The sequence below is a fragment of the Stenotrophomonas sp. GbtcB23 genome (genome assembly GCF_019091045.1).
In the GTDB taxonomy this organism is placed as follows: Bacteria; Pseudomonadota; Gammaproteobacteria; order Xanthomonadales; family Xanthomonadaceae; genus Stenotrophomonas; species Stenotrophomonas rhizophila_A.
In genome coordinates, this window is sequence record NZ_JAGXKC010000079.1 from 1 (window position 1) to 6,163 (window position 6,163).

At 64.7% G+C, this 6,163-nt stretch carries 7 protein-coding genes; 1 reads left to right on the plus strand and 6 read right to left on the minus strand.

The annotated features are described in order from the left end of the window. Positions 1-353: 353 nt before the first annotated feature. The 6 genes from KVS69_RS17610 to KVS69_RS17635 all read right to left on the minus strand — a co-directional run bounded on the left by KVS69_RS17610 (position 354) and on the right by KVS69_RS17635 (position 4,967). Positions 354-2,321, minus strand: a complete 1,968-nt coding sequence (locus tag KVS69_RS17610; protein WP_217539242.1) for a PEP/pyruvate-binding domain-containing protein — start codon at positions 2,319-2,321, stop codon at positions 354-356. After that, complete coding sequence (locus tag KVS69_RS17615; protein WP_217539244.1) at positions 2,321-3,430, minus strand: hypothetical protein; 1,110 nt, start codon at positions 3,428-3,430, stop codon at positions 2,321-2,323. Before KVS69_RS17615 ends, KVS69_RS17610 begins: the two co-directional genes overlap by 1 nt. A 68-nt stretch (positions 3,431-3,498) precedes the next feature. Then, positions 3,499-3,852 carry a DUF2489 domain-containing protein gene (locus KVS69_RS17620; RefSeq protein WP_095363693.1) on the minus strand — a complete coding sequence of 118 codons (354 nt, stop codon included), beginning with the start codon at positions 3,850-3,852 and terminating at the stop codon, positions 3,499-3,501. 122 nt (positions 3,853-3,974) lie between these two features. Then, positions 3,975-4,328: a hypothetical protein gene (locus tag KVS69_RS17625; RefSeq protein ID WP_217539249.1), complete on the minus strand. Its 354-nt coding sequence runs from the start codon at positions 4,326-4,328 to the stop codon at positions 3,975-3,977. Continuing rightward, positions 4,321-4,647: a hypothetical protein gene (locus KVS69_RS17630; RefSeq protein ID WP_217539251.1), complete on the minus strand. Its 327-nt coding sequence runs from the start codon at positions 4,645-4,647 to the stop codon at positions 4,321-4,323. The genes KVS69_RS17625 and KVS69_RS17630 overlap by 8 nt, the downstream gene beginning before the upstream one ends. Next, a complete protein-coding gene (locus KVS69_RS17635; protein ID WP_217539253.1) occupies positions 4,644-4,967 on the minus strand; it encodes a SymE family type I addiction module toxin in 324 nt (107 codons plus the stop codon). Before KVS69_RS17635 ends, KVS69_RS17630 begins: the two co-directional genes overlap by 4 nt. Before the next feature lie 931 nt (positions 4,968-5,898). Here KVS69_RS17635 and KVS69_RS21145 point away from each other — a divergent pair. Continuing rightward, the coding region (locus KVS69_RS21145) for a hypothetical protein (RefSeq protein WP_254622259.1) at positions 5,899-6,163 on the plus strand (265 nt) is incomplete at its 3' end.

Consider the following 6,163-nt stretch of genomic DNA (forward strand, 5'->3'; position numbering starts at 1 on the left):
CCCCCTTCAGCCCGGCGTCAACTGTCTGCGCGTAGGCGGCAGTAGTAATGAGGGCGGGGACGGCCAGGGCCGCGATCAACGACAGGGATAGGGTTAGGTATCGCATCGGTACTCCTTTCAATTGCTTGGGAGAGCAGATCCATGTTCGCAGAGCTTTTCCCGGATGCGTGCGGACAACTCCAACCATAGGCCGAATGACCCTCGTTGGACTTGCCCTGTCTCACAATTTTCTCCAGCGCCCGCCTCGCTTCCACCAGCGTCGCGTCCTGCGATTCGGCAGCGACAGCGTTCCGCCACGCGCGGATGGCAGCGTGCCTATCTCCGTCTGGCGACAGGTTGACTGATCAGATGCGCTATTGCGCAGCGCCATCCACATACGGCCGCGACTGCAGCATCACGATCTCATCGCCCACCACGGCCCACTCGATATCCTGGTCCACCCCGCCCAGTGCCTGCTTGGTGGCCTTGCCCACCTTGGCCAGGCGCGCGATCAGCGCATCGGTAAGCACCTGGCGTGAGCCGGTGATGGGTACTTCGCGCACGCCGCCACCGGCCTTGGCCACCAGCTGGGTATCCTCGGCCGACCGGCTCAGCACCTGCACCGCCTTGGACCAGTCCGAGTACATCACCTGTTCGGCCTGGCGCTTGCCCTCCACCACGCGGATGCCCAGCCCGCGCTTGGCCGAAATGTAGGTCGTGTGCTGGTGGGCGCGATCAAACGGATCGCGGGTGATCATGACCCCGGAGCTGTCCGAGGGCGCCGCCAGCTGCACCAGCACCGCCATGGCCACCGCATCCTGCTGCAGGCCCGCGGCGGTGCGCGCTTCGTAGGCCTCGAAGTTGTAGACCGAGGCCCACACCGTCTGTACGGCCTTGGCCACGGCATCGGCGCGGGTCACGTTGGGCACCGTGGTGTACAGCCCTGCCCCACTGAAGCCTGGCAGATCCTCCGAGTTGGACGAGCTGCGTACGAATACGCCGCCGGCCTTCAACTGGCCCTGCCACTGTGCATCCAGGGCACGAATGAAGGCAGGGTCGGGCGCGGCATTGGCGATCTCCGCACGCAGCGCGGCCAGCGCCTCCCGGCGGACGTTCGGGTCGGTGTTGAATCCGGGGCGGCGCTGCAGCGCCTGCAGGTGCTGGGGAATGTCCAGCCGCTGCATGGTCGCCTGGTAATGCGCGAAGGGAATGCAGAAGCCATCGGGCACGCGCGCCAGAGGTGGCAGCGCCGCCTTCAGCGTGCCAAGGTTGGCTGCCTTCACCCCGCAGTGGCTGCTGTCGCGTGCACGCAGCGCGGCCAAGGGCTTAAGCGCGACTACCGCCAGATCCGGACGCGGCAGGTTGCGCACCGTGGCGCGTGCAGGCGCTGCTGACGGTGTGCGTGCCGGGCGTGCCAACGGCGTGACCCGGTAGTCGTTGTTGCTGACCTCCAGCGCCACCCAGCGTCCGTCGTACTGGCGCAACGCGTTCTGGGCGTCGCGCACGTACACGTTGGGGATGCCCCACCCCTTCGCCAGCAGGTTCACGTGCGACAACAGCGTGGACGGCCGCTGCGTGACCAGCCCGGCTACCGGGGCCAGCGCGATCGGCACCTCGTCCAGCACCGGAATATCGCGCGGCGACAGCGTGCGCAGCTGCGCCTCGGTCCGCACGATCCGCAACCTGCCCTCGGCCTTGCCCGTGTTCAGCGGCAGGAAACGCTGCTCACGCAGCAAGGCCTCCTGGCTGACAAACGGCAGCTTCATGCCGCTGGCCAGCTGCTCATGCTGTGTGGAGTTGGTCTTGAAGCGGATCGGATCACGGAACGATGCCCGCACCGCCTCGTCAGTCTGCCGCAGCAGGGCGGCGGTGAGCTTGTCGCCCTCCCAGAACTCGTACGTGTACCCCGGCAGGTCCTTCTGCCAGCTCACGGTACCGAACAGGAAGCGCCGCTGCGGATCGCGGTACTGCGCATTGAGCGTGGCCTTGTCCAGCGAACGCACCAGCCCCTGGCGGCGCACGAAGTTCTCGTGCAGCTCAAAGCGCGGCGTGTTGATGTAGTACACGCGCGCCGTATTCTGCCGGTCGACCACGAAGATCAGATGCGGCATTTCCAGCGCGGTGCCCGCGTTGTAGACGCGGGCAAGCTGCATGAACTGCTCACGGCCATCGATCCGCGACAGATAGTCCGGCCCCACCGCTGGCTGGGCAGCGACGTCATTGTCCGGGCGGTACTCGTAGGGGGAAGGCTTGCGTGCTGTCTGCGCCAGCACAGGCGCGACAGCACCCAACACCAGCGCGAGCGTTACCACCCACGCCATCACACGCCTCTGCAACGTCATCAGCGCATCCCGCAGGTCGGCCCCATGCAGCTGCCGGTTTCGATGAAGCGCACCTGCGAATGACCAGGGTCACCCGTGGGTGCTGGCACGCCCGCAGCGACGAAGAACGTGGCCGAATGCGCACCGTGCAGGCCGGCGGGAATGGCAAAGGCCTTGAGCACGGTGTAGCTGCGGTACGGCACCTCTGTGCCGCGCGAAACGCTGCCACCTTCAATGCGCGGAATATCCGGTGCGCCCTCGCTGCGCTGGCGCGCGGCATTCCAGGCAAGCACGTCCGCGGGCGCGGTCGCGCGCAGGGTGCCATCGCGCATCGCGGCGTCGAGCCCGGCCTGGCCTGCGAGCGGCGCATCCTTCAACCGGAACGCCTCGACCGGCGCGGCAGCAGCATCGGTCACCAGCGCTGCACCCGGTGGCAGCTTGCCGACCACTGCGCGGCCATCGCGCGCCATATAGGCCACATCCACCGGGCGGCCGAAGGCTTCGCGCGCCATCGGATTGAGCTTGGCCGCGCCCTCTTCGCTCACGTAGGCATACCCACACGGGCCACGGTTGTCATAAGTACTCACCAGCACCGGCACGCCCGCCGGCAGGCCGGTCAGCTGCTGCCGGTGGTAACCGGTGACCAGCACGGCGGCGATACGGGTGCCACGGGTCCAGCCAACGGTCCACACGGTCGGCTCGTAGGCGCCCAGCAGCAACGCCACCGGCGCATCGGGCTCATGCACTGCCACTTGGATGGTGGTCGCCGGGTGGCCGCTCTGGTCGATCTGGAAGTCGCTCTCCTTCCCGGAGTAAGCCCCGGCAGCCAACACCTTGGTGTTGGCCGGCAGCGCAAGGCCTTCGAACCGGCAGGCGGCGGGTGGAGTGTCGGCGGTAGCCGGGGCGTCGAAGGCGAAGGGCTTGGTGTCCTCGTTGCCCGGCTGGGCAACAGCGGCCACCGGGGCGGCTTCTGGCGGCGCCGCCACCTCGGCGTGAGCCTGGGGCGCAGCCGCTTCATCAGGCGCTTTCACGCCCGGCTCGGACAGATTCATGTCGGTGCACCCAGCCAGCAGCACCAGCCCCGCCACCGCGGTGCACACCCTGCCGCGTCCCACGCCCCTGAGCTTCATGCCGTGATCCTTCACCGTTGGAATCCGGATTCTACGGCCAGCCGGTGCGTGGTGCGCGGGCGCGGGGTTCAGGCGCTCGGCTTGGTTGCGAACCTCTCTATCACCGACTGACAGGCCCGCCTCGCAGTGGGCATTGCCCACGCCACGGCCGCTTGGACGTCAGGCTCCAGCTCGGCCAACGCCGCCTTCGACCAGCGCTGCCGATCATTGCCGATCGGCAGCCCTTCGATCTCGCTGGAGATCATCGAGAAGGTGACAAAGTCGGAATCCCGCTCGTCCACCTCCACTTCCCATCGCAACGACGAAAGCTGATGGCACCCTTCCAGCACGCCGACCGACCCATCCAGAATGCCGGCGCAGGTTCTCACCGCTTCCCCGCGCACCTGGAGCACGTAATCTTCGTGACTCATGTGATCAGTCATCGGTGCATTCCTAGTCTCATCCCTATCCATTGCTCCGCCACCCGGCAGTCACCATCGCGTTGGCGCCAGCTCCTCCGCAATCATAGCCGCCACCCGTTCTGTGGTCCTCCGGCCCCGGTCTTTCAGCCCTCCGCCTCGGCAACCACCCGCCGCACCACCGAATGGCACCCTCGTTCCGTCATGGCCCGTGCCCGAGCGGCTATCTCCCTGCCATTCGGCACCGCCTTGGCCAGCTCTTCTTCCGACCAGTACCTGCGTCCTTCCCAGGCACCCAGACGGTCGAACTCTTCTGACATGTCAGCGAACACGGCGAAGTCCCTGTCCCATTCGTCAACGCCTGCCGCGCGCCGCAGCAACGTGAGCCGGTGGCAGCCTTCCACCACATCCACCAACCTGACCAGCATGCCGGCGCAGATGCGCAGTGCCTCCCTTCGCGCCGGCGATACGTACCGTTTCTGATGCTCGTGCTCAGCCATAAGTGTTTCCTCCCGACACGCCACCAAAGACGCTGTCTTTCCATTGGCACTGCCGCTGGAACAGCGCTTCGACATCCCGCTCGTCGCGTTGCATGTGCAGCGGCCGCGTCAGCCTCGCGACCGCCTCGACAGCAACCGGCACGGCGTTGCCAGGCCGCCTTGCCACGGAATCGGCAGGCGCGCCCTGCACCGCCACGTACGCCTGCATCAGTTGCCGCAGCACCGTGGCTGCCGGCAGGAAATTGCGCGCCGCCGCAGCCTGGAAGTTGGCGCGCAAGGTGTCTTCCATCTTCGCCCGCATGAGTACGCGCCTGCTCATGACAACCTCCTTGTGTGGGCCAGCTCCGGCTGCACTTGGCGGGGAACCTTCGGAGCAACCGGCGGCGGCGTTTCGATCACGGTGAGGGTGATGGAGCCTTCCTTGACCTCAACCGCCACCCTGGCACCGATCTCGAAGCCGACATCCCGCAACCAGCGGCCAGTCAGCTTGAGACAAGGAACGCGTTCGTAGCGCCCCATCCCGCCAGGCAGTTCGTACCAATGCCCACACATCCTGTAAGTGCTTGGCGGGCGGGAAAAGGCTTTGCGCTTGGGGCGCAGTTCGTCTTCGTAGGGCGTAGCAGCCCGCGATCTAAACATGTTGGACCTCCGGCACGTGTGGCTCTCGTCGGAGTGACAAGAGCGTCGGGAGGCTAGAAACCGTGAAGCAGCACAAAACGGCGGGCGTATTTCCACGAGGGTCTTGTATTAGCCGCCCTCCCGACAACGAAACGTCCAACATTGTGCTGCTTCTAGAGTTTCTAGGCTCTGTAGAACACCATGCAGGATGATGTGGACGCTGGGAAATCGTTTGTATCTCTTGATCTGACGATCTTGGTTGACGAAACCTAAGTGCTGACGCAAGCGACCACTCTTGCCCATCAATCAGCGAATGCAGTTCACACTTCCACGTGAGAACTGCACATTAACTACCAAGAAGAACATCAAGCACTCCACCGAGAGAGTGTCGGAAACTACCGCTTCGGACGGCTCGTCAAATCAAGTCCGGCCGCGATCGTGGATGCCTTGCTCCTGGCTGGATCCCTGAGTATTCGGTATGCCGCAGTCTTTGCCGCCGAGAACGTCGGGTAGCAATACCGGGGCTGAGACAAGTACAAACCCGCAGCCACTCTCGCCTTCTTACTGTTTTCCGGATCGTGCAACACCTTGGAGACTGCCATTGCCACCTGACGAGAAGTAATTTCATCTTTCACTTTGCACCTCCTGAGCATGCTTGATCAGTCCACTAGGTGAAGGATCGCGCACCGCAACGAGCACGATCAATACAAGAAGAACTGAAAACCATGGCCGCGCCCACCATGCCTGCCGCCACAGTGGCAATGAACCTTGGCCAGAACCTGCTGCTCGATCGAATTTCGGCAACAACGATGTCTTCACGTATCGAAGCGTCGTAGCCTTCGTCAATCGAGTGACGGCAGCGGTCCAAGCAGGCCACACGGCCCGCTACGCCTCTTGGCCAGACATCTGGGCGACGTGCCGCTCGCCCTACCCCGAGCATCCAGAGGAACTGATGCGCGCGCTGCGTAAGGTCGACTTCCTGGCCCTGGAAGATATCGGCCTTACCGTGTCCACCGAGAAGGACCAGACCAGGCTGTTTGAGCGGATCGATGTAAATTACAGCCGCCGACGACCTACACTGATCGCCGCGAACGCCACAGCGGCGACTCTATCCAGCATAGGGGAGCGTACTGCGGGCAGGCTGAGAGAGGTGTGCATCGCGGTTGCGAGACGGGCAACAGCTACCGTGGACGCGTGCCCACCGACAAGGTGCTGCT

What these genes read in the sequence shown, in the direction of transcription:
- KVS69_RS17625 (WP_217539249.1), bottom strand. Translation starts at nt 4,328, where the DNA reads ATGGCTGAGCACGAGCATCAGAAACGGTACGTATCGCCGGCGCGAAGG.
- KVS69_RS17620 (WP_095363693.1), bottom strand. Translation starts at nt 3,852, where the DNA reads ATGACTGATCACATGAGTCACGAAGATTACGTGCTCCAGGTGCGCGGG.
- KVS69_RS17615 (WP_217539244.1), bottom strand. Translation starts at nt 3,430, where the DNA reads ATGAAGCTCAGGGGCGTGGGACGCGGCAGGGTGTGCACCGCGGTGGCG.
- KVS69_RS17610 (WP_217539242.1), bottom strand. Translation starts at nt 2,321, where the DNA reads ATGACGTTGCAGAGGCGTGTGATGGCGTGGGTGGTAACGCTCGCGCTG.
- KVS69_RS17635 (WP_217539253.1), bottom strand. Translation starts at nt 4,967, where the DNA reads ATGTTTAGATCGCGGGCTGCTACGCCCTACGAAGACGAACTGCGCCCC.
- KVS69_RS17630 (WP_217539251.1), bottom strand. Translation starts at nt 4,647, where the DNA reads ATGAGCAGGCGCGTACTCATGCGGGCGAAGATGGAAGACACCTTGCGC.